The 23,174-nt window shown below is 57.9% G+C and carries 20 protein-coding genes; 1 reads left to right on the top strand and 19 read right to left on the bottom strand.

Annotation, left to right across the window (positions count from 1 at the left end; genetic code table 11):
- Positions 1 to 208: 208 nt before the first annotated feature.
- The 4 genes from tpx to D777_RS00425 form a co-directional block, all read right to left on the bottom strand.
- Positions 209 to 706: a thiol peroxidase gene (tpx, locus tag D777_RS00440; RefSeq protein ID WP_036127511.1), complete on the bottom strand. Its 498-nt coding sequence runs from the start codon at positions 704 to 706 to the stop codon at positions 209 to 211.
- Between the two features lie 124 nt (positions 707 to 830).
- Complete coding sequence (locus tag D777_RS00435) at positions 831 to 2,048, bottom strand: Bcr/CflA family multidrug efflux MFS transporter (protein ID WP_036127508.1); 1,218 nt, start codon at positions 2,046 to 2,048, stop codon at positions 831 to 833.
- A gap of 227 nt (positions 2,049 to 2,275) precedes the next feature.
- Entirely contained in the window at positions 2,276 to 3,187 is a 912-nt protein-coding gene (locus tag D777_RS00430; RefSeq protein ID WP_036127502.1) for a LysR family transcriptional regulator, read from the bottom strand.
- 213 nt (positions 3,188 to 3,400) lie between these two features.
- Positions 3,401 to 4,552 (bottom strand): alpha/beta fold hydrolase, encoded by a 1,152-nt coding sequence (locus D777_RS00425; protein ID WP_036127501.1) that lies wholly within the window; start codon positions 4,550 to 4,552, stop codon positions 3,401 to 3,403.
- A 195-nt stretch (positions 4,553 to 4,747) separates the two neighbouring features.
- Here D777_RS00425 and D777_RS00420 point away from each other — a divergent pair, with 195 nt between their 5' ends.
- The gene (locus D777_RS00420) at positions 4,748 to 5,656 is read left to right on the top strand and encodes an acyltransferase (RefSeq protein ID WP_036127497.1); all 909 of its coding nucleotides are present in this window, start codon (positions 4,748 to 4,750) and stop codon (positions 5,654 to 5,656) included.
- A 12-nt stretch (positions 5,657 to 5,668) separates the two neighbouring features.
- Here the strand turns inward: D777_RS00420 and D777_RS00415 are convergent, their stop codons facing one another.
- The 15 genes from D777_RS00415 to folX all read right to left on the bottom strand — a co-directional run bounded on the left by D777_RS00415 (position 5,669) and on the right by folX (position 23,153).
- The gene (locus D777_RS00415; protein WP_036127493.1) at positions 5,669 to 6,487 is read right to left on the bottom strand and encodes a hypothetical protein; all 819 of its coding nucleotides are present in this window, start codon (positions 6,485 to 6,487) and stop codon (positions 5,669 to 5,671) included.
- Entirely contained in the window at positions 6,487 to 6,942 is a 456-nt protein-coding gene (locus tag D777_RS00410; RefSeq protein ID WP_036127489.1) for a YcfL family protein, read from the bottom strand. The genes D777_RS00415 and D777_RS00410 overlap by 1 nt, the downstream gene beginning before the upstream one ends.
- Positions 6,939 to 8,183, bottom strand: coding sequence for a hypothetical protein (locus D777_RS00405; RefSeq protein ID WP_036127488.1), 1,245 nt, complete (start codon positions 8,181 to 8,183; stop codon positions 6,939 to 6,941). Before D777_RS00405 ends, D777_RS00410 begins: the two co-directional genes overlap by 4 nt.
- Complete coding sequence (locus D777_RS00400; protein WP_036127484.1) at positions 8,167 to 8,808, bottom strand: membrane protein; 642 nt, start codon at positions 8,806 to 8,808, stop codon at positions 8,167 to 8,169. Before D777_RS00400 ends, D777_RS00405 begins: the two co-directional genes overlap by 17 nt.
- A gap of 20 nt (positions 8,809 to 8,828) precedes the next feature.
- Positions 8,829 to 10,331: a hypothetical protein gene (locus tag D777_RS00395; RefSeq protein WP_227501615.1), complete on the bottom strand. Its 1,503-nt coding sequence runs from the start codon at positions 10,329 to 10,331 to the stop codon at positions 8,829 to 8,831.
- Between the two features lie 346 nt (positions 10,332 to 10,677).
- Positions 10,678 to 12,639 (bottom strand): ribonuclease R family protein, encoded by a 1,962-nt coding sequence (locus D777_RS00390; RefSeq protein ID WP_036127480.1) that lies wholly within the window; start codon positions 12,637 to 12,639, stop codon positions 10,678 to 10,680.
- 71 nt (positions 12,640 to 12,710) lie between these two features.
- Positions 12,711 to 14,426 (bottom strand): sensor domain-containing diguanylate cyclase, encoded by a 1,716-nt coding sequence (locus D777_RS00385; RefSeq protein WP_036127476.1) that lies wholly within the window; start codon positions 14,424 to 14,426, stop codon positions 12,711 to 12,713.
- Positions 14,427 to 14,513: 87 nt separating this feature from the next.
- Positions 14,514 to 14,963, bottom strand: coding sequence for a DUF411 domain-containing protein (locus tag D777_RS00380; protein ID WP_036127474.1), 450 nt, complete (start codon positions 14,961 to 14,963; stop codon positions 14,514 to 14,516).
- A 123-nt stretch (positions 14,964 to 15,086) separates the two neighbouring features.
- A complete protein-coding gene (locus D777_RS00375; RefSeq protein WP_036127470.1) occupies positions 15,087 to 17,660 on the bottom strand; it encodes a heavy metal translocating P-type ATPase in 2,574 nt (857 codons plus the stop codon).
- 3 nt (positions 17,661 to 17,663) lie between these two features.
- Complete coding sequence (locus tag D777_RS00370) at positions 17,664 to 18,092, bottom strand: MerR family transcriptional regulator (RefSeq protein WP_036127467.1); 429 nt, start codon at positions 18,090 to 18,092, stop codon at positions 17,664 to 17,666.
- 132 nt (positions 18,093 to 18,224) lie between these two features.
- Complete coding sequence (locus D777_RS00365; RefSeq protein WP_036127465.1) at positions 18,225 to 18,539, bottom strand: hypothetical protein; 315 nt, start codon at positions 18,537 to 18,539, stop codon at positions 18,225 to 18,227.
- A gap of 52 nt (positions 18,540 to 18,591) precedes the next feature.
- A complete protein-coding gene (locus D777_RS00360; protein ID WP_036127462.1) occupies positions 18,592 to 20,859 on the bottom strand; it encodes a bifunctional diguanylate cyclase/phosphodiesterase in 2,268 nt (755 codons plus the stop codon).
- A gap of 57 nt (positions 20,860 to 20,916) precedes the next feature.
- Positions 20,917 to 22,200 carry an HD-GYP domain-containing protein gene (locus D777_RS00355; RefSeq protein ID WP_036127460.1) on the bottom strand — a complete coding sequence of 428 codons (1,284 nt, stop codon included), beginning with the start codon at positions 22,198 to 22,200 and terminating at the stop codon, positions 20,917 to 20,919.
- Positions 22,201 to 22,317: 117 nt separating this feature from the next.
- Entirely contained in the window at positions 22,318 to 22,755 is a 438-nt protein-coding gene (locus D777_RS00350; RefSeq protein ID WP_036127457.1) for a CoA-binding protein, read from the bottom strand.
- 23 nt (positions 22,756 to 22,778) lie between these two features.
- Entirely contained in the window at positions 22,779 to 23,153 is a 375-nt protein-coding gene (gene folX / locus D777_RS00345; protein WP_036127454.1) for a dihydroneopterin triphosphate 2'-epimerase, read from the bottom strand.
- Between the last annotated feature and the right edge of the window lie 21 nt (positions 23,154 to 23,174).

The following is a 23,174-nucleotide window of genomic DNA, read 5'->3' as shown; positions in this document are numbered from 1 at the left end:
AATTGAAAATGAGCGGTGATTCTAACAGAGTCCGCTTTCTGAATATGGTGCTGTCAGCCGAGCAAAGGCCTCACTACCGGCACGCCGTGAACCCATCCATGGGGGCTTGGCATTGCCATCCTTGGCAATGCACAGTCGGTAGTGAGGCCTTCGCTCGGCTGAGCCGGGCATCTGAACTGCCTGCCAGGGAAGACATCCTGATGGTGGCTTACAGGGCCTTCAGTGCGGCCTCGTAGTCCGGCTCTTCCTTGATTTCTTTGACGAGCTCGCTGTGCAGCACCTTGTTGTCTTCATCCAGCACAATAACCGCACGGGCACACAGACCAGCCAGGGGGCCGTCCTGAATGGCGACGCCGTAGTCCTGCTGGAAGCTGTAATTACGGAAGGTGGAGAGTGTTTCCACGTCTTCCAGGCCTTCGGCGCCACAAAAGCGTGAAGCGGCGAAAGGAAGGTCTGCGGAGATGACCAGCACAACGGTGTTATCGAGGCTGCTGGCTTTTTCATTGAACTTGCGCGTGGAGGCGGCACAGACACCGGTGTCGATGCTGGGGATGATGTTCAGGATCTTGCGCTTGCCCGCGTAGTTGTCGAGCTTAACCTCTTCCAGGCCGCTGCTGGTGAGCGTAAACGGGGCGGCATTTTCGCCGGCTGCGGGGAATTTGCCACTCAGTTCGATAGGGTCTCCGCCCAGGGTAACCTTGCTCATGTGTCTGCTCCTTGTGGTTGGGAATTCGGATCGGAGTATTCAGATGTACTCTGTGTAGCCCAATTCGGACTATCTTGCATCTGATTCCCATGTCTGCACAAGCGAAGCTGCCTGACGATGATGATTAAGCGGAAGCGCCCTGTGGTTCGAAACCGGGTGCAGGGTTTCGTTTAACAAACAGCAGATAGCTGGCCAGGGACGCACAGGCACAGCCGGCGATGATGACTGACATAACCAGTGACGTGCCGTCATGCAGGTGGCCCACCAGAGCACCGGCCATGGCGGCAACGGCCATTTGCACAAATCCGAACAGGGCCGAGGCAGAACCGGCCATGCGCGGGAAGTTGGCCAATGCACCTGCCATCGTCTGAGGCAGTACCATACCGGTCCCAGCCATGAATACGGCCTGCGGGATGATCACCGCCCATGGGCTGTAGACCTCTGCCATGGCCAGCCCCGCCATGGAAACACCGCCTGCAACGGCAATCAGAAGACCGCGCACGAGAATTTGATCGGGAACCAGGTTGCGGCTCAGGCGGACTGCCGTCAGGTTGCCGGAGATATAGCCTATAACGATGCCTGCGAAGTAGAGCCCAAAGTGCTGTGGTTCAACGCCAAGAAAATCGATGAGAACAAACGATGAGCCGGACAGGAAGGCAAACAGGCCGGAAAAAATCAGCGCGTTGGTCAGGGTATAGCCGAGAAAGCTCACATCGGTACCGATCTGGCGGTAATTCCCGACTAAGTTGCAGAGCCTGAGAGGCTGGCGGTACTCCGCTTTCATAGGCTCAGGAATACCGAAAGCGACGACACCAGCCATCAAAAGAGCATAGAGCGCCAGTACGATAAAAATAGAAGACCAACCCATGCCCGCGACGAGGAAACCGCCGATGGTTGGCGCAACGGCCGGGGCCAGTGCCATCATGCTGGCCAGGATCGCGAGAATCTTCGCGGCTTCTCTTGGTGTGTAGATATCCCGGATCGCTGCCCGCCCCAGTACCGGGCCGGCCGAACCGCCCAGCGCCTGCAGGAAACGGCAGGCAATCAGCGTCTCTATGTTTGTGGCGAACGCGCAGCCCACACTGGCCAGCGCGAACAGCACCATGCCGCCAATCATGATCGGCTTGCGTCCGAAACGGTCGGCCAATGGCCCGCAGATCAACTGGGCAATCGCAAACCCTGCCATGTAGAGGCTCAGGGTGAGCTGGACCTGATCCGTTCCCGTTCCGAAATCGGAACCTATCTGGGGCAACGCCGGCAGATACATATCCGTGGCAAGCGGACCCAGTGCCACCGCTGCGGCGAGTAGAACTGTTGTCCAGATGCTGGTGAGTGTGAGCATTCGATATCCATACCTTGCTTGGGGGTAGGCAGGAGTGGGAGGCGCTTTCCAAAACCCGCTCCTTGCGGCACATCCATGTGGCGCTTGGGCTTCGCCATCCCTGGCTTCGCACAGTTTTGGAAAGCGCCTCCCACTCCTGCCAGTGAACATTGCGGAAGAGTGTATGCAGTAAGAGGTCTGGGAATAACGATGCTCAGCTCATACGACGTATGAACAAAACTAATTGATTAACCGGGAAGCTGGTTCATCTTCGCGGCAACGGCATTCACCTGATTGCGAAGCCACTTGTGGGCGGGATCGTTCTGATTGCGGCGATGCCAGAGCATCAGCAGGGTGAAGGGTTTGAAATCGAACGGAAGAGGGACCCAGGCAAAATCGCGAAGTAAGTGCATGCTCATCCGCTCAGGCGCGGTTGCCAACATGTCTGTCCCCCGGAGGAATTCGGGCAGGCCGGAAAAGTTAGAAACCGTGACGACGTTCCGCCGCGTAAGGCCGCGGGCAGTGAGGGAGGTTTCCAGAGATGGCTTTTCGCCGGAGGCAAACAACAGGGAGATGTGATCGGCCTTCAAATACTCCGCCAGATCGGCGGGTGGTTGCCGGACGGCCGGGTCGTAAAACACCACCATCCGGTCCGCCGTCAGTCCCCGCTGCATGATGTCCGTGGCCTCAGGCGCATGGGGGGAAATGATGAGGTCGCATACGTCCTTACGAAGCATGTCAGCGGTCGGAATACCGGAAGGCATTACCTGCAGCTGGATGCCCGGCGCCTGTTGGCGCAGAGTCTGAACCAGTCCCGGCAACAGCAGGTCGCGCTGGTAGTCATTGGCCGCGATGGTAAAAGTGAACTCTGCCGAGGCAGGGCTGAACGGTGGTCCTACCGAGAGCGATTGCAGGTCGTCGAGAATCTGACGAATATGGGGCCCGGCCTGCAAGGCGTATTGAGTGGGAACAATGCCCCGCCCGGATTTCACGAACAGCGGATCGCCCAGGCTTTTGCGCAACCGTTCCAGAGTATGGCTGACGGCAGACTGAGTGACACCGAGGCGCTCCGCAGCGCGGGAAACACTGCCTTCGTCCAGCACAGCGAGAAACGTGCTCAGGGCACGAAAGTCCAGGTTCAAACTATCAACGGGGTTCATGGGTTCCAGTGTAACTGGACTACAAGTCCCAGGCTACGGGAGTGAGACTGTGAGGCAGGGTTTAACAGACGTTAGCGGAGGCGGGAGTCGGGGAAGGGCATCCAAAACTGTGCGAAGCCATGGATGGCGAAGCCCAAGCGTCACATGGATGTGCCGCCAGGAGCGGGTTTTGGATGCCCTTCCCCGATTCCTGCCGGCAACCTCCAGACAGTCTTAGTTAGACCGCTCAGCCAACCACTCCGCCATTTCCAGCCAGCTCTCTTTGGGCGCCTTGCTCCCCGCCAGAATTCCCATGTGCCCGCCGGGAATTACCCGAAACGTCTTGTCGGTGGAGCTGACGTGATCCATCACCCGCTTGGCCGCACCCGGGGTCACCATAGTGTCCTCTTGGCCTGCAACAGCCAGTAAGTTGGCACTCACATTCTCCAGGCGGGCAAGGTCCTCGCCGATCTGGATTTCGCCCTTTGAAAGCTGATTGTCGATCCACACGCGGACCACGGTGTCCTGAATGATCCCGCCAGGGTAGGCCACCATGCGGTCCAGAAAGGCAGACGTTGTTGCATGATTGGTGACAAACTCCCGGTCACCCAGCCGAACAATGAGCTCCCAGTACCCCATCACGCTGCCAATGGGGTTGGTCAGCTTGAAACCAATGGTATTGGCCCAGCCTGGCGTATGGAACCACTGGGGTTTGACATCATGAATACGGAAACCCGTGCGTTTGCGCACCACCTCGGCCACCTCGGCAATGCGCTGATACATCCAGCCCATCAAACCGGAGGCATGGCTGTCGATGGGGGAGCCGAGAACAATCGCATTGCGCACGTGCTGATCCTGGCTCAGGGCCGAGTAGAACAGGGTAAACATCCCACCCATGCTCCAGCCGTGCAGAGACAGCTCCTGCTCGCCGCTATGCGTCCGCACCCGGTTCAGGTACGCCGGTAACAGTTCAGCCACATAGGTGTGCATGTTGTAGTGAGTGTGCTCACGGCCGGGCACGCCCCAGTCAATCAGATAAACCTCAAACCCCTTGGCGCGCAGGAACCGCACCAGGCTGCGCTGCGGAAACAGATCGTAGATCAGCATGTTCACCGCCAGCGGTGGAATGATCACGATCGGCGTGCGATGGGTCTTGCGTTCCACCGGGATCACAAGATCATCCAGTTCGATGAAGTCCTCGGCCAGTGGCGGGTAATAACGGAGACTGACCAAACCATCGTCGTGAAGGGTTTCAAAGGGCGTTTGACCGGCTTTGACCAGGCTCGCAGCTCGGAAAACCCGGTCAAAGGCATTGCCGGCATACAGCGCAGTCTGTCGGGTAAGTCCGGAGGCTTTATTAGCGGCGGCTTTGAAGAGGTTTGGCATCGGGAGTTCCATGTTGCGTTGTCCCAGGGTTTGACGAATTGCTTGATCGCCAACACTAATGCAACTTTGCTGGCGAACCTATGGCAAATACGTCCATCAAGACAGGCATAATAGTCATAACCGGCCAGTGCCCAACACCGCGGACGGCTGCTATCATGCTCGCGACCGGATAAAACAACCAACAACAGGACCACCATGCTCAGCTTTCTTCCTGCTCCCATTCTCGGCGTTCTCAATTCTGTTCTGCTGGGAATCAATACCCTCTTCTGGTGCCTTCTGCTCTACATTCCGGCGGTGTTGAAACTGATTGTGCCGATCAAGGGTTTCCGGGTGCTTTGCACACGGTTGATCATCTGGATTGCTGAGGCCTGGGTCGCGGGGAACGTGGGCTGGATGAAGCTGACTCACGGCACACGGTGGCAGATTGATGGCGCCGAGCAGCTCAAGCGTGAAAGCTGGTACCTGGTGTTGAGCAATCACCAGAGCTGGGTGGATATTCTGGCCATGCAGCGAGTGTTCAACCGCAAGGCGCCGTTTCTGAAGTTCTTCCTCAAACAGCAGCTGATCTGGGTGCCGGTGATCGGGCTGGCCTGGTGGGGCCTCGATTTCCCGTTCATGAAACGCTACACCCGGGAGTACCTGATCAAGCACCCGGAAAAACGTGGTGAAGACCTGAAGTCCACGCAGAGAGCCTGCGAGAAGTTCCGCTACACACCGGTAAGCGTGATGAACTTTGTGGAAGGTACCCGCTTCACCCAGAGCAAGCACGACAAACAGAATTCACCGTATCAGCATTTGCTGGTGCCAAAAGCCGGCGGTGTCGGGTTTGTGCTGGACGCCATGAGCGACTCAATCGAGACCCTGGTGGATGTCACCATTGCCTATCCCGATGGCGCGCCGACTTTCTGGGATTTCCTGTGTGGCCGTGTGCCCGAAATCCGCATGGATATACGCACATCGGCCATCCCGGCTCACCTCAAGGGCCACGATTACTCTAACGATGCGGAGCATCGCCGCAACGTGAAAGACTGGTTGGCGGGTCTATGGCAGGAGAAAGATGCGCGGCTGACCGGGATGCTGACCAGCCGCGATACTGACGATTAGGCGAAGGGACGGTTATCCGCCCAGTTTCGCCAGGGTTTGCAGTGCCAGTTCCTGGCCGATTTCGTCCAGGGTGACGGTCTGCTCTACCTTCTGGAAGCCGTGATCGGTGGCTTTCCATTGGCGGGACTTATCCTTTTCCGGCGGTACGCCGTTGGAGCTCAGCATGGCGCGGATAGCGCCGTCCTGGACGTCCAGCACTTCAATTTCGAACTTGTCCCGGGCCAGCTTGCGGAATACCAGCAGCATGTCGGCGTGCTCGCCGAGCGCCCGCATCTCCAGACGACGCTGGTCCGGTGACAGGCGGGAGAAATCGCCGGTTTCCAGGGCGTTATCGGTAATGCGCATGATGGCGTCACGATCCACAACGGTGACGCCGGCGTCCTTCAGCTGGCCGACCAGGCCGCTTTGCAGTTCAAACGCCGGGCTGGCGGGGTTGTAGCGACGGTTCGATCGGTATTCGCCCTGTGCGGCTACCTGTCCCTGGCCCTGCAGATCAACCTTGCCATCGGGAACCTCACCTTTGACGGAGCCGCGGGCGGAAACCACACCCCGGGTGTTGCTGTTCCAGTCACTGACCTGATCATCAAACGCCCGGTTCCAGAATACCGCGACCCGGGGCGTCTTGTTGCCAAACGTGGCGCGGAAACGTTTGATGATGCTGTCGGCACTTTCCTGCCGCTGGGGGGCGGTGCGATCGTTTTTCAGATCCTCATCCGTCAGCGGCTTCTGGGCAGGCGCCATCATCGGTGCCGCCTCGTGGGTCTGGCTGGCAGCCAGGCCGAGGCCTGGCGCCAGCAAAGGCACACACAGTGCCAGAGCCAGTCGTTTCATCAGTTCAGCTCCCGGACTTCCACGCGGTATTGCAGCGGCTGCGTGGTGGTGGACAGTTCACGGTAGGTTGAGAGGCCGTTGGCCGGCACGGTCATTCGCTGCCACGTCGGCTTTACATCGGTGGGCACACCATCCTGGTCGAAGAACTGGGTGCGTGCTTCGATCCGGTAATCGTAGTCGGTGTGGTTGCGCAGAACCGCATAGACTTCACTGGTGCCAGTCGGGCTCTGGCGCTGTCCGTGCTTGACCACGGACATGACGTAGCGTTTATCTGCCCCGAAAATGCCCTCTGTCCAGGACCGGCTCAGCTTGTAGTCCGAGAACACCACGGAATTCATGGTAATGGGGGCGGTACGCTCGGTGAGCTCGGTGCTGCTGGAGCTCTTGTAGGCACAGCCTGACAACAGGCTGACGCCGAGGGCGGCAGCCATCAGGGTTTTCAATGACTTGCTCATGGGTTTCCTCCTGAATTCGGGCGACGGGAAGTGGCAAACGCCAGGCCCGCACCGCGCCCATCAAATTTGAACTCGGTATTATCAGAGAGTCCGGGAACTGGCTGACCGTACTCGTCAAGGAACCGGACGGTGACCGGATCCCCATCGGCGGCCGTCACCGGCATCAGGTGAATGGTGTCCGGCAGGCCTTCCCAGTAACGGGTATCGGCCCGGGTATTGGCGGACGCCGACATGCCGTCGGCGGCCACGCTGATCAGACTGATCGCGCCAAAGCCCACGGCGGCTGCACCCCCTGCGGCGGCACTGAAACCGGCCAGAGCACTGTTCTGGCTGACGTTACTCAGGGTTGAGCCGACCGCTCGGGTGTTTTCCTTGTACTTGACTTGGCCTTCCACGATTCGGTCAATGGCGCGACCGCCCCGGGTAGAGGCCTGAAAGAAGATGTCCTCCATGGGATACACGGGGGACCACTCTTCGCCATTGCGAAACTCGGCTGCAACGTCCTGGAAGTTTTTGCCCCGGCGATACACCAGTTGGTAGTGGCCAACGCCATCACCGAGCTTGCGGGGTGAGTTGCCGGTTTCAACAATCAGCAGGGCGTTGTCGTCGGCTTCCGGAATCGGCGCGTCCGGGCGGTACAGCTTCAGCTCCTCGAAGTGCTCTTTGGCGAGCTGATCACTGCCCATCTGCATGGCAGACCAGCCGGCCAAGTACAGCAGCAACGCAAAGTCGGTGCTGTTCTGCTCTTCCTCGGCAAAGGCATCCTGAAGCAGTCCGGCCAGGAAGCTGGCCCGGGCGTTGCCGTAGTCACCTTCCTCCAGGTAGATCAGCCCCAGATACAGGTACACCATGGATCGTTCGTAGGGCTCGCCCTTGAAGTCCTTCTCCGCCTCTTCGTACCAGATACTGCGGGCTTTGCGTGCTGCATCGTTATCCGCGTAGACGTTTTCGATTTCCAGGCGGGCCTGGGTCAGGGTGTTCTTCGCTTCCTGACGATAGCCGGCGCGGTAGGCCTTGACCCCGATTTCCATCAGGTTCAGGACCTTGTTGCGTTGCCCTTCCTCGAACAGGTTCTGGAAGTCGGCTCTCAGAGGAGCAGGCTTGCTGTCGACCAGCGACTGTTCCGCCGGCGCCAGCGTGGCCCGATCATAAACCTTTGGCCCGGTCGCGCATCCCGCGAGTGTGCCGGCGACCAGAGTCGCCAGCACCGGTTTCATCATTCCCTTATCGGTAGACCACATTGTCACGGGCTGCCTTCCTCATCTCATAAAGTCCGCTCCACACAATGGTGCCCAGCTCAAGATCCACCATTTCGAAGGTGATCTGGCTGTAGCGGGACTTGGTTCCGGTGTTGCGGTCGATCGCATCCAGGGATGAAATTCGACCACCGAGACGGAAATCGGCGCCCGCCTGAGCGGCGGTCTGGCGGATGGTGCCGCCGTCAACAGCGCCATCACGCTTCAGATCACGTTCCTTCTGAACCATGTCGGAGAAATGACGGCCCACAAACACCATGCGGCCGTTGGCGGCACGGTTTAGCTCGATACGCAGGCGGTCGGTGAGCATGTTGGTGTTGATCACCGAGGTGCTCTCGTTCTTCATGTATTCGTTGTCGATGATGATGCGCGGCGGCGTGGAGCGGCCAGTCAGCATCGGGTTGGCCAGCATGTCCCGCATCATCTTGTCGGTCATGGCCACCACGTCCTGGCTCTCGATGCCGACACCGCCAACGGCACCGGTGGTTGATACGTCTTCGTAGACGCTGGGCTGACCCTTGATGTTCTGGTTCTGGGTCGCGCAGCCGGACAGAACCAGGGCTGCCGCTGCCAGTCCGCAGGCCGTTTTCAATGCATTCTTCTTGAACATGTGTTTCTCCGTTATTCGTATCAGTAGGCTTGCGCGAGGGCGTCGGCCAGCTCTGGGTAAATCTGTCCGGTGGCTTCCATGGCATCAGCGAAGTTACCGGTGGAGCCATATTTTGCTTTCAGGTAGCGAACCATGGATTGCAGGTCGTCAAAGCTGCGATCAGAGGTGCCGCGAATCTTTTCCCAGCCGCCGGAAGCGCTGATGGCGGACTGACGACCAACGGTTTCGCCGATTTCGGAGCCCACCATGCCGCCAATGAAACTCCCGACAAACGGAACCTGCTCAAGCGCTTTCTCGGCGGCGTAAGCGCCTGCAGCAGCACCGATGGTACTGCCCGCTGTAGACCCGATATTGGCGTTAATCGCCAAGTCTACCCACTCGGCCAGGACGTCATCACTGGTGTAGGGGCTCATGTACTTGCCCTGGTTGTCTTTACGAACCAGTTGCTCAAGCAGCTCTTCCTTGGTTGGTATGCGTATGTTGCCATCTGCATCACGGAGTTTACCGGTTCTGGCGGCTGCCAACAGTGCTTTTGACGGGGAATCGTTGGTCATGCGATCCACCAGCCCTTCTGGTATACCGGCCTGTTTCAGTACCGCGCGGTGCTCGTCCGTGAGGCCTGTGTAATAGCCGGAGGTGATCTTACGGACTGACTGCCAGCTGCCTGCGACCTGTTCGTAAGTGACAGGGATGTCTTGTTCGGCGGGATAGGCGTTGAGCATGCGTACGAGAAGATCGTCGGTTGCGACGCCCTGTTCGATGCTCGCTTCCAGATCAAATCCCCTGAGTCCCTCCGGTCCGATGAGCCAGGCCTGGTGCTCAACCGGCAGCAGGTCGACATAACCGGGCACGTTACTATTTGCCTCGTGATAGGCGAGTGCGTTTTCTTCTGGGGCCAACTCGATAAGGCGGTTGACGGCTGAGGGGCGATACACGGAGTTTCGGCCCGGGCCGGTCAGATAGGCCGCAATCTCTTCCGCCGTCTGGGGGTTGGCGCGTTCAAACTCCTGACGTTGCTGGTCGATGGTTGCCAGCACCCCACCCTTGTGGAGGTCTGTAACATAATCTCTGGCGACGGCCTTTTCGGCTGCTTCGTCATTCACCGTTCCGAGGAACATCAGGGGCGTGGGGAAATAGACTGAAAAATAAGCGTCAATCGAGTACTCAACCCGACTTTCCAGCAGGCTTTCACCCTGCCACTTGAGTTCGTAGACATCGGCGTATCGCTTTTCCTCCCAGTAGGGGATGAGCGACAGGGTCACCATGTAACCAGTGAAGCTCAGGAAGTTGAAATCCGGGCTCTCGACCAGCTCCTGGCTGCGCTGGACGGTTACCTGGGGCGCATCGGGAGAGTCCGGCACCAGCCATGCCGGCTGCTCGTCGCCTACGACCATGAACGGTACCGTACCGGTTCCATAACTCTGGCCTGCGTCAATCGAGGCGTTCACGCTGTTCCGGTCAAATTTGTGGACCTGGCAGCCCGCTGCCAGCAAGGTAACCATCGTCAGAGCGCCAAGTTTCATTCCCAGGCGCCGGATGGGAGACCAGCCTGTGTCGTCAGAACAATAAGAAGGGCGAAGGGTATTCATGGGTATATAGCTTCCATTCAGTTGCTTTAGCAGGGTCCGGGACGTCGTTTCTCCGGAATTCGAGTAAAGGATGGAAACTGTATAAATAATTTTTAATGCGCGAGATACACCCCATTTGAGGGGGTGGGGGCTGGAAGCCCTTGATATAGGGCGGGAAACGCAGAGTGTTACACGTTAACTGAATGATATATAACAATAAATAGTTCGCAAAAGCATCCATGTAACCACATGAAAAACATTGCAAAATATTGTTCAGGCCCGGCTCTGCCGGGCCTGAATATCAAGAATTAGCGGTTTCTACTAATTGAAAATTGATCTGCCGGCGGCCTTCGTCCACACCTGCGAACGTTACCGATACTGGCTGATCAAGCTGGAAAATCCGACCGTTCTTGTTATGGATCAGTCGTAGTGTGACCGGATCGAAGCTGAACTTACCTTCCAGATCCCGGCAACTGACGAACCCTTCCAGGCCATTGCTGTCCAGTCGAACAAAGAATCCTGATGGCACGGTGCGGCTAATAATGCCGGTCATTGGCTCGTCGCCCAGCGTTTTAGCAAAGTCACTCTTGAGCCAGGCTTCCAGGCTGGCGGCTGCCTGGCGAGCGCGAATCTGGGCCTGCTGCAATGTTTCGAGCTGGACTTCGTTAAGGGCTTTCATCGGTACATCCCAGAGCGCCGCTTTGATCAGCCGATGCACATAGAAGTCAGAGAATTTTCTCAGAGGCGAGGTGAAGGTGGTGTAGGCATCCAGGCCCATGCCCTGATGGGGCGCTGCTTCAAAGCCCAGCTCTGCCCGCGCTAACTGGCGCGAGACGATGGACTTCAGCGGCACTTCGGACTCCAGGCCCTCGGTTTGCTTCATCAGATGCCGGAAGCCCTCCGCGCTGTTGGCATCGACGTCGGAGAGGTGAGGGGCATGGCTGGCGAGCAAAGCCTTGATGTTGTCGATACGGTCGTCTCGCAGGCCCGGGTGCTGGATAAACAGGCCGGACGTCGCCTCGCGGTTGAGGAAGTCGGCGGCACAGCGGTTGGCCGCAACCATGCATTCTTCCACCAGCCTATGAGCTTCGTTCTGCACTGCCGGCTCAATAGCGCGGATGCGTTTGTTCTCGTCAAGCCGTAGCCGGAATTCCGGGCGATCCGCACTGAGCAGGGCATGTTCGGCCCGCCACTTGCGTAACGCCGTGGCCGCCTGGTGCAGCTGATCCAGGCTGTTGGCAACGGCCTCGGGGAGTGTTCTGGTGTCTTCGTCTTCCCGTCCCTCGATAAGGTTGGAGACCAGGTCGTAGCTGAGCTTGCCATGGGAGCGAATCACCGCTTGATGAAAGCTGTACTCACCCAGGCTCCCATCGTTATTGACCTGCAGATCGCATACCAGTGCGAGCCGGTTTACCTCTGGCATCAGTGAACACAGACGCGTGCTGATGCTATCCGGCAACATGGGCAGGGGTTCACCGGGAAAATAAATGGCGGTGGCACGGTTATAGGCTTCCTGCTCAGCGGCGCTGTCCGGCGAGATAACTGCGGTCGGATCGGCAATGGCGATCGACAGGGTCCATCCGGTCGCGTTGGGTTCGGCAAACAGGGCATCGTCCATATCCTGGGTGCCCGGGCTGTCGATGGTGACAAATGGCTGACCGGTGCGGTCCTCCCGGTCGGCAGCGCCGGTTTCGATGTCCTGGTCGCTCAGGCTGTCTGCCTGAGTCTGAACGGCTTCGGGCCAGGCATCCGCCAGATCAAAGGTGGCCAGAGTCATGGCTCGTTCGATGCCCGGCTCGCCGGCTTTTCCGATGACCCGAAGCACCTTGGCCTGGCCCTTGCCATCTTTGAACGGATGCCGGTGGATCTGGCAATAGATGTAGTCGTCCGGCTCGGCGTTCTGGCGCTCCTTCGGCGGAATGAAAATCCAGCGGTTGATGCCGGGTGTTTCGGGCACCACAAAGTGCCCCTTACCCTTGATCAGGTAGCGTCCGACAAACGTCGTCAGGTGGGTTTCAAGCAGCTCGTCAACCACGCCCTGGGTCTTGCCTTTCTCCACCTCCTGTTCCGTAACGTTGACCCGATCTCCCGGAAGGACTTTCTGCATTTCCTCCGGCGGAAGGAATACGTCTCTTCCCTCATCAAGGGCCACGAACCCGAAGCGGCCATTGGTGGCTTTAACAGTTCCGGGGAAAACCACTTTGTTTTCCTCGATATCGGATTTCAGCTGGCGCAACTGGTTAAGAGCGTCGGCGTTGAGCATGAAGTAACCTGGCTGGTAAAAGTGGATGTTGGGGCGGAGTATAGCGGTTATGGCAGTATGAGTCAGACCCGTTACAACGGCTTAATCTCTTCGTCTTCCGGTGTGCTGATGCAAACCCGGTTACGACCTCTACGTTTGGCTTCATACAGAGCGCTGTCGGCTCGACGCAGAATGGTGTCGCTGGTGTCTCCCGGTTGAGCCAGGTAGGCCCCGACGCTGGCGGTGACCGGAGTGCCGGTTTTCTCGCTCTCCTGCTCGACCATTTGCTGAATTCGGTTGGCAATGGTTTTGAGGGTGCGCGAGTCACAGGGTGAGAGAATGACGACGAATTCGTCGCCGCCCCAACGCCCCGGATGGTCATAGGGACGAATGCCGGCTTTCAGCCAGAGTGCCACCCGGCACAGGATCTGGTCACCAATCTGATGCCCCAGCTCGTCGTTAAACGCTTTGAAATGGTCTACATCCAGCCAGATAACGCCAAAGCCGGTACCCTGGCGCTCAGCCCGCTGGATCTCTTCCTCCATGGCCTCGTCGAGGCCACGGCGATTTTTCAGGCCGGTGAGGGTGTCGATTCTGGCCAATCGATTGAGCTCCTCGGTACGCCGGTTTACCTTGTTCTCCAGTTCCCGGGTCGTGTTGCCGAGGGTGTCCACCATTTGTTCGAAGTGATGTGACAACCGGCCAATTTCGTTGTCTGGTTTATCCAGGCGCGGCAGTTCGAAGCTGCCATCGCGAACTTTCTCCACCGCTTTTTCCAGAGTCGTGATCGGTTTCAGGATCTTGGACTGGATGATCACGTGGAAAAGCACCAATGTGAGGATCAGGGCCACGAAAAAGACGGCCAGCAGCGGCCAAAGAAAGCTGTTGGGCAGCAGTGCATTGAGATCCAGCAGGGTAATCTCGAACCAGCCAATGGTTGGCAGAAAGGCTACGCCGGCCAGTTGCTCGTGACCATCCACGGTGACAAAGCCGCTTTCCACCTGGCCGGCTTCATCACGTTTCTTCAGCAGTTGCAGCATGCCCAGAATTTTTTGCTTGTCTTCTGGCTCATCAAACAGCAGGTCGACGGTGTTCTTCTGGCCTTCCGGTTTGATGATGCTGGCGAAATCAATGTAGTTACGGTCGCGGTAGAGCTGGATGGCACCGTTGTAATCGACGAAAAGTGTGGTGATGCCTTCCTGGCCGATATCAACAATGTCCTGAAGGAAGTCGTCGAGATTCAGGCCGGTGCCGACGATACCCACGGGCTTGCCCTCGCTATCGCGCATCAGGACGTCGATCCACAGTTTAGTAACCCCGAGCTCTGTATCCGGATTCACGTTCAGGTGGAAATCCCGGCCTTCGTCGAGGAGCTGATAGAACCAGGCATCATCGGGGTCTTCGGGATCCAGGGCATAGCGAAGTTGCTTGCCGGCGAACTCATTTTCGCTGTTGTTGTAGTAATAGTGGCCATTCTCGCGCAGCGCGACGAAATAGCTGTTGTCCCGGAAATTTTCGCGGAAAGACTCCATTTCTTCGATGGCGCTGGCCTGCAGGTCGGGGGCGTCAGGAGTCTTGGCGAAATTCAACAGAACCAGGGAGCTCGCCATCTGCTTGGCAAGGCCGATTTCACGTTCCAGGGATTGCAGCAGGCGGGCACTGTCATAACGGACCTGGATTTCAGCAACCTGCTGGCCCCACCGCTCGATAATGTCCGCAGAGAGCGCCCGGTAGGCAAACCATGAGGCGAGGGAAGCCACCATCATGAGAACAGCGGCCAGGCCAAGGATGCGGGTTTTCAAGCTCAAGAAACTATCCTGTCCGTTTTAAATGTGACGTGGCTCAATGATAGAACACCACGCCTCTTGAGTGTAGAAAAAACAGACAGGAATTTGTCAGTTGTACTCGGCAAATACCCGGGTTTGGCCCTGCCGGTTGAACAGCAGTACCTGGTAATGATCCTTGCGGTTGCCGACCTCCATGCCAGGCGAACCCATGGGCATGCCAGGAACAGCCAGCCCCCGTGCATCGGGTGCCTGGGCGATGAGTTTGTGGATCTCGGCGGCGGGCACGTGCCCTTCAATCACGTAGTCGCCAATGAAGGCTGTATGGCAACTGGCAAGCGCTGGGGTCAGGTTGGCATCCATCTTGATAGGATTGAGGTTCTGGGTTTCCGTCACCTCAACATCAAACCCGTTGTCTTCCAGATGCTTGACCCAATCCTTGCAACAACCGCAGGTCGGTGATTTGTAGACATGAATGTTCTGGGCAGCCGTGGCGGCCATCAGGGGCGTGGTGAATCCCAGGGCACCGGTCAGTGCCATGGCCAGAGTGGCTTTCTTCATGGTTGATACCTCAGTGATGATGTTCATGTGACGCTTTGTTGTCGCTGGAGCCGGAAAGCCAGAACCACCAGACGATAGCGGCAATCAGCGCGATTCCTCCAGCGTTGACCAGTAAGGCTTCCATCAGTTCCGCTCCTTGTGTTCAGAGGTTTCCGGCGACTGGCTGGTTTTGAACAACCGCAGCCGGTTGGCGTTGGTGACCACCGTGACTGACGACAGCGACATGGCTGCGCCCGCCAGGATAGGACTCATCAGGATGCCCCACAGAGGATAGAGCACCCCGGCAGCCACCGGTATACCCAGGGAGTTGTATATGAACGCCCCGAACAGGTTCTGGTGAATGTTCTTCACCGTCGCCCGGGAGATCTCGATGGCATCCGGCACGCCATGCAGAGAGCCCCGCATCAGGGTGATGGCCGCACTCTCAATGGCTACGTCAGTGCCGGTACCAATGGCAAAGCCGACATCCGAGGCAGCGAGCGCCGGCGCGTCGTTGATGCCATCGCCGACCATGGCGACGGTGTAGCCCTTGCCACGCATTTCGCTGACCACTTCGGCCTTGTCCTCAGGCAGGACTTCGGCGCGGTAGTCGTCGATCCCGGCCTTTTTCGCGATGGCTTTGGCGGTGGCATCCACATCACCGGTCACCATCATGACCTTGATGCCGGCGTTGTGCAGTCGGCGAATGGCTGCCTCTGAGTCCGGCTTAATGGCATCGGCAACGCCAATCACACCAATGACATGGTCGCCTTCTGCCAGAAACAGCGGTGTACCTGCTTCATCGGTAATGGTTCGGGCTGCCTCGGAAAGGCCCGAAATATCCAGTCCTTCCTGCTCGAGCCAACGCTTGTTACCCAGACGAACCGGCTTTCCGTCCCGTTCGCCGAGAACGCCTTTGCCGTTGAGAGCCTCGAAGCCGGTCACTTTTTCCGGTGTAATGCTCTGCTCCCTGGCTCTTTCCAGAATGGCCTCGGCCAGCGGGTGTTCGGAATGTTGCTCAAGGCCGGAGGCAAGCGCCAGCAGCTTGCTTTCGTCGCCGCTGACGGCATGCATGCGGGTGACGGCCGGGTGCCCTTCGGTAATCGTTCCGGTCTTGTCCAAAATGACCAGGTCCAGCTTGCCGGCGGTTTGCAGTGCGTCCCCCTGGCGGATCAGGGCTCCGTATTCAGCGGCCTTGCCGACGCCCACCATGACGGACATGGGGGTCGCCAGGCCCAGGGCACAGGGGCACGCAATAATCAGCACCGTGGTGGCCGCGACCATCATGTGAACCACCGCCGGATCGGGCCCAAGGTTGTACCAGATCAGCGCGGAAATGACGGCGATGATCATGACCGTTGGCACAAAGACAGATGAAATCTTGTCTGCCAGACGCCCGATGGCAGGCTTCGACCCCTGGGCCTTCTTCACTAACCGGATAATCTGTGCCAGGGCGGTTTCACTGCCGACACGGGTCGCCTCATAAATGATCGAACCATGGGCGTTCAGGGTACCGGCAGAGACCTCATCGCCTTCCGCTTTGCTCACGGGCATGGGCTCGCCAGTGAGCATGCTTTCATCAATCCGGGTGCTGCCTTCGCGGATGATGCCGTCGACGGGGATTTTCTCGCCGGGCCGCACCCGGACCTGGTCGCCCTGACGAACCTCCTCCACAGGCACATCTTGCTCCTGACCATCCCGGATAACCCGGGCTGTCTTGGCGCGCAGGTCCAATAGCCGGCGAACGGCTTCCGAGGTTTTGCCCTTGGCCCGCAACTCCAGGGCCTGGCCGAGGTTGATCAGACCAATAATCATGGCCGAGGCCTCGAAATAGACATGTCGGGCCATCTCAGGCAACAGCCCGGGCGCGCTGGCCACGACCATGGAATACAGCCATGCCGTGCCGGTGCCCAGCGCAATCAGGGTATCCATGTTGGCGTTATGGTGACGAAAGGCCTTCGCGGCACCCGTATAGAAATGGCCGCCGGTCAGGGCCATGACCAGAAACGTCATGCCACCAAGCGTCAGCCAGATCCCCTGATTCGCCTCAGTGACCATCATCGACCCGGAAGACAGCCCCCAGATCATCAGCCCGAGGCCCAGTGACAGACTGACCGCCATTTTGATTAGCAGCGAACGGTAGAGCTTACGGTCTTCTGCCTGTTTGCGGTCGTCGGCTTCATCAGCGTTTTCAATGACACTGGCGCCGTAACCTGAGCTCTTGATGGCCTCCACCAGCGCCTCCGAGTCGGCATTTCCCGTCGCGGTGGCGGTGTTGTCCGCCAGATTCATATGGGCGTGGGTGACACCCGGTACCGACATCATTGCCTTTTCGATCGTGTTCACGCAGGAGGCACAGGTCGCGCCCGTGACCGCCAGGCTGATCTGCTCTCCTGCCGGCGACGCGTGACTTGCGGTCTCGGCATGTCCGGATTCAGGAGACGGCTCTTCTGGCCGCTTCGAGGCACAGCAACTGGCCGACTCCCGGGGTTTTCCCGAAAGCGCCTCGGCAGGATAGCCCACCTCCGTCACGCGCCTGGCGGCATCCTCCAGGTCAATCCCGGAGGGCAAAGCCACGGTCTGGTTTTCCAGATCCACCTCGACCAGTTCGGTATTACCGGTCAGCGGTTCCAGTGCATTACGAATTTTCTTGGCACAGCCCTGACAACTGGCTCCTGAAATGGAGAGTGCCGGGGTCAGCTCTGCAACGTCAGTCATCGGTTACTTCTCCTTTCCAACAACGTCGGAATCGTCCCAATGTTCAATCAGGCGACAGATCGTATGCCCGTCAGGCGTTCCGTCCGGCATCTGCTGCCAGGCCGAAAGAGCATTCTTCATACGTGCCTGGAGCTGCTGCAATTCGGCAATTTCCCGCTCAACCTCAACCAGCCGGGACTCGAACACCTCCCGGACCATGGGGCAGGGCGAATGGTGCTCGTCGGCCTCGCCGAGAATGTTCCGGATCTCCGGCAGCGAAAACCCCAGCTGCCGCGCCTTGCGGGCAAACCGCAAGCGCCGCAGGTCATCGGCGCCATACTGCTGGTAATTGTTGTCCGGGTTCCGGGTCGGGTTTAAAAGCCCCTCCCGGGTGTAGAAGCGGACAGTGTCCGGCTTGACGCCAGCAGCATTGGCAATATCTTTAACTTTCATGAGTCGGAAACCCCTCCAATGTCAGAGGAGTGGTGGATAAGCCCTTAACCACCACGTCGAACATCTGATGAGGATAGACTAAAACCTGTGAGCAACTCACAGGTCAAAGGTTTTTTAGAGGAAGGAAAAAAATCAGCGCTGCTTTGCGCGCAGAAAAGTACCACAGGTACTGCATTGGTCTGGCGCCATCAGCTTCGCCTGCCAGCCAATCTTGTGGCCACAGGCCGGGCACTTGAGCCGGAGCTGAAGCACAATGATTGGAGCGACCAGCGCCGCGATCAGAACGCCGAGCGAACTCCAGCTGTCCCCACTTGAAAGCCCCAGCTGACTACTGAACACCAGAACGATGATCAGCGCCGGAAATGCAAACAGAAAATAGCCCCGGTTCCATCGCTCCCAGCGACGAAGCTGAGCATCCTGGTCCTGGGTCAGATACTTTGATGCCATAAACAAACCTGTCCAAACAAACGAATGGAATGATGGGGAACGCGAGGGGTGATTACAATTCGGAGTCCACAGTGCCGCCGGGCAACAGGATACCGTTATCCAGGGCGGATTCCAGATCTTCAACCGGAATGGGGCGGCTTATCAGATACCCCTGGACCAGATTGCACTGGTGATGCCTGAGGAAATTCAGCTGTTCTTCAGTTTCCACACCCTCGGCAACCACGCCAATGCCCAGGTTGTGGGCAAGATTGATGACCGCACGGGTAATCACCGCGTCATCGTGGCGCTCGGTCACATCGGTGATGAACGAGCGGTCGATTTTCAGCAGGTCGACAGGAAAGTCCCTCAGATACCCCAAGGAGGAGTAGCCAACACCGAAATCATCAATCGCCAGATGGACACCAAGCTGACGCAATCGGGACAGCTGGTTCAGATTGTGTTCGATATTCTGGATGAAGATCTCTTCGGTCAGTTCCACTTCCAGTCGGTCTGCGGGGACATCCTCGGAAACCAGCGCTTCACGGATATGGTCCACCAGTTCCTCGTCATCCAGCTCCCGGCCGGACAGATTGACTGCGATGCGCAGCTGCTCGAACCGGGTGCCTTTCCATTTTGCCAATTGTCGACAAGCGGCCAGTACGACCCAGCGACCAATGTCGGTAATACGCCCGCTTTCCTCGGCAAGGGGAATGAACTCCGCAGGCGACAACAACCCCCGTCGGGGATGCTGCCAGCGAATCAGGGCTTCGGCACTGTGAATCTGTGAGGTCTGAAGGTCCAACTGCGGCTGGAAGAAGAGAACAAACTCATCATTGGCAAGCGCCTGGCTCAAATCCTTGTCTAGCTCCAGCCTGAGCATTTCCCGATCCTGCATGCCCTCGGTGTAGAACTGGTAACTGTTCCGCCCCTGTTCCTTGGCCCGATAGAGGGCGACATCGGCGTTCCGGAGCAGGGTGTCGGCATCCAGGCCACTTTGCGGATACACCGCAACCCCGATGGTTGCCGTCACCAGATGCTCGTCACCCTGAATGCGGAAGGGGACTTCGAAGCATTGCTTGACCTGTCCCAGCAGGTGAATGACGTCGTCGATTTCATCCACATGTTGCTGGCAGACCATGAACTCGTCGCCGCCGGAATAAGAGACCAGCACGCGTTCGCTGCTCAGCCGATTCAACCGGTCCGCAACCTTGATCAGGAGTTCGTCACCGAATTGGTGGCCCAAAGAGTCATTGAGCATCTGAAAGCGGTCCAGGTCCAGCAGCAGAAGGGCTACCTGACGCATTTGCCGGTCTGCAATATTAAGCGTCAGTGCCAGGTCTTCCATGAAGAAACGGCGATTGGCGAGCCCGGTCAGGGTGTCGGTGGATTCCAGGCGGGCCAAATCCTGTTGGGCCGCCTGGCGCTGATCGATCTCCTGTTCCAGCTGGCGCCGTGTTTTCAGCAGCGCGCGGTTGCGCTTCAGGATGAGCTGGACCAGGAGTGTTGTCAGACTGGTGAGCAGCCCCATGAACAGAAGTGTTGCAAAGGTGGCGGTAGGCCAGGAACTGCGTTGTTTATCGACCCACTCCTCCGAGGGCTGCAGAGCGATAGACCACCCCAGCGCTGGCAGGTCAACGGCTTCTGCGTGGTTAAATTCGCTGTTGGTTGTGCTGGAATCGGTCAGTTGGTAACTGGCGCTGCCATCTTCAAGAATCTCGACCTGGAAATTGCCCAGTATTCGGGAACTCAGCAAATGCTTCGCAAGGGTTGTCATCCGGAATACCCCGGCGACAAATCCGTTGTTGTCTTTGCCAGTTCCTACAGGCGCATAGATAACCAACCCTTTGCCACCCTGTTTAAGATCAATGACCCCGGAAATGTCATATCCGCCAGACGCTCTGGCCTTTTCCAGGGCCTGGCGCCGTTGTTCCGTAAAAGCAACGTTGAAACCAACGACGCTGTCATTGCCCGAGACGGGTTCCAGCCAGCGGATAATAAAATTCCGGTCGATCCATTCAATGGCCTGATAAACGCCAAAGTCGTTGAGGTAGTTGCGGGCGTCCTGGCGCCAGATCTCTTCCGTGGTTCCGGGAGCAGCCTCTAGCCGCTGGGCCATTCGGCCGATCGCCTTGGCATGGACCGTAAACTCCCGTTCGAGCGAATGGGCCATGGCTTGGGTTTCATTTGCCAGGTTCGCCCGGATGAGCTGGTTATCCCTTTGTACAAGGCCATGGCGCAGACCAACCGCAAGCGCGAGAAACACCAGAAAAATGATGACGGGAAATGCCGGGCTGAGCAGGCTTTTCTCAATCAGAGTGGTGGATGTCAGTGGTTTTCCCACAATGTACCCCGGGGTTGGTTACGCGTGACTACTTTGTTATCGGCGGCCAGATGCGAATTATGAAGCATTTTTGCTGGCGCTGGCTATGAGCTCCCGTATCCGTTCTCTCAGCGACACACCGTAAGCGTCATCTGGCAAGGCGGTGGCGATCTCCAGTGTACTGGATTCTGCGCTGAGATCGACGACGCGCGATGGTGTCGGTTGTTTTTGTGCATCCAGCACAATCTCTATTCTCGGTTTCAATTTACGACCGGGATGTGCCGCGACCACGATAGCCACTTCTCCGGACGTAAGCTCAACCAGGCTGCCTGCCGGGTAAATGCCGATCAGGCGGATGAACGCTTCCACCATCGCGGGATCAAATTGCTGTCCCCGGTTCTTGTACAGAATCTTGATGGCCTCAGCCGCGGGGCGGCCGTTGCGATAACAGCGATCGCTGGTTATGGCATCGAAAGCGTCAATGATGGAAATCATCCTTGCAAAACGGCTGATCTGCCAGTCTGCCAGTTGTCGGGGATAGCCCTTGCCATCTATGCGCTCGTGATGATGACGAGCGACGTCGACGATGATCGGGTCGAGGTTCGGATCGGATCTGAGCATTTCGTAGCCCAGGTTCGTGTGCTTCCTCATGATCTGGAGTTCCTCGGGTGTGAGGGGGGCCGGCTTGTTCAGAATGTGGTCCGGGACTTTGAGTTTTCCCAGATCGTGCAGTAGCCCACACATGCCAGCGGTTTCCAGATCTTCCTCTGGTACACCGAGGAATCGGGCGAATGCAATGGTGAGAATGGCGACTCTCAGGCAGTGTTCGGCGGTGTAGGCGTCGCGGCTCTTGATTCTGCCCATCCAGAACATGGCGCTACTGTTGGCCTTCACGCTGTCTACACAGTCTCGGATGACGGGGCGTGCATCCTTTAGGCTGAACTCGTTACCGGCCTCGATATCGCGCGTCACCTGTTCGACAAAATTCTGCGTCCGGCTCCAGGCACGCTGGGCTCTGGGAAGCTCTTCTATCAGGGACTGGGATTCTTCCAGGGGTTCAGTGGTGCGCCTCTTGAGTACGGTGATGCGCTCAATGATGGGGGTGAGGTTCCGCTCGTCGTCTTCCACGAGCACCCACTCGCAGTACCGACGGAGAATGGCGGCCTGCGAGGCGTCCTCAAGGGTGAATCCCTGGAAAAGGACGGGCACTTCCGTCCACGGGCGATCAAGCTCAATCACTTGCATGCCGAGTTGCAACAGGTCAACCGGGAGCCGGGCCCGTTGCCTGGTGAGGGTGTTCCTGGAAGTGCCTTCCACCTGGCTTGGCTTGCTCAGCCCGCCGATTTTACGTCTGAACCACATGTCGCTGCCGGTTATTATAGTTATGACGTCTTAATATACAGTCATTCACCCGATTATGGCAGACTCCTGTCGACCGATGTGGCCGGTTATCAGGACTGTGATCCAGTCGATTATCCGTCAGGCTTGCGTGTGGGGCGTGGCAATACCCAGGCGGGGAATTTCCTGCTTGGGGCAGCGATCCATAACCACCGTCAGGCCTGCCGCTTGTGCGCGGGCAGCCCCTTCTTCATTGATGACCCCGATTTGCATCCAGACGACGGGAATATTGAGCGCGATTGCCTCATCAATCAGGGCGTCTGTGCGTTCCGGTGCAAGAAATAGGTCGACCAGGTCGACCTGGATGGGGAGGCTCTGCAGGTCCGGGTAGACGGTTTCACCAAGGAGTTCTTTACCCGCGATGCGCGGGTTGACCGGAATGACCCGATACCCCTGACTCTGAAGGTATTCCATCACTTCGTGGGATGGACGGTTGGTCTTCTCGCTCGCGCCCACCAGAGCGATGGTGCGGGTTGACTCCAGAATACGTCGGATCCGGTCGGGTGAGTTATCTGGCATAGGGGGTTGCTTATCCGGGTAAGTTAACGATGTGCTTCGAGACGGACAGAGACGGATTCAGCGTAGCGAAGCGCATGGGGCTTGTCGATTTCCACTTCCGCCCATTGCACGGCCTCATGTTCCATGACAATGCTGAGTACCTCATGGGTCAGGCGCTCAAGCAATGCGAACCGGTTGCCATCAACGTGCCGGATGATCTGTTTGGTGATCGTCCGGTAGTTCAGTGCGGATTCTATCCGGTTTTCGCTGATAGCCTCGGTGGCGTCGTAAGTGAGACACACGTTGATGCGCACGTCTTGCTGATTGTTGATCTCCTCTTCCTTGATCCCGATGTAGGTTCTCAGGAGCAGATCCTTTATGCGCACCCGTGCCTGATGATCTCCGAATACGTCTGTCATTGCGCCTCCGAATCGCTGGAC

Origin of the sequence: Marinobacter nitratireducens, assembly GCF_000708045.1 — a bacterium.
Taxonomy (GTDB): Bacteria; Pseudomonadota; Gammaproteobacteria; order Pseudomonadales; family Oleiphilaceae; genus Marinobacter; species Marinobacter nitratireducens.
This window is presented reverse-complemented; position numbering and strand designations above follow the sequence as displayed.